The following is a 624-nucleotide window of genomic DNA, read 5'->3' on the forward strand; positions in this document are numbered from 1 at the left end:
ATCACCCCAAGCATCAGTGAGTTTGGTGGTGAGGGCATTATTAAAGTCAAGCTATTAAATAACAAAACTAATAGCGCTGTACAAAATCAAGATGTCAGTATCTTACTTGGCAAAAAAGCTGATGATTATGGCGTTACTATTAGTCCAGACAGTAACATTACTGACTTTAATGGCGAAACTACTTTTAAGGTCGTCATTCCAGAAGGTCTGAGCTATGAGAAACGTAATGAGCTCAAAGATATTGGTATCAACTATCAACTCTCTTATATCGAAAAAGGTGAAACGTATACGTCTGACATTAAAAACGTCACCATTACTACGCCAGCTGTAGATTTAACTGTTCTAAATAATCCAAATCTGATTAACAATCGTCCGTTTTATACTTTGAATGGTGAAGGCGATACGGCGGTTGTGAGTGTTGGTGTCAGTACGCAAACCACCAACGTTGCGATCAGTGGCCAACCTATAACCATTGATTTTTCTGACAAAACCTTAGCAGCACTATTAATCGTTAATGGTAAGGAGGGTGATAACCTCACTTCAATGAACACTGACGATAATGGCAACGCTAGCTTTGAGATCGCTGTTCCTAACAATCTAACAGATGAGCAAAAATCAGCTCTC

Annotated in this window: 1 protein-coding gene; it reads left to right on the forward strand. The window is 38.9% G+C overall.

The window, feature by feature from the left end:
* Window positions 1–624, forward strand: a 624-nt coding sequence (locus ACS8FC_RS18770) for a hypothetical protein (protein ID WP_439297903.1), incomplete at both ends; no start/stop codon positions are given.

The sequence above is a fragment of the Psychrobacter sp. 1Y4 genome, assembly GCF_051847555.1.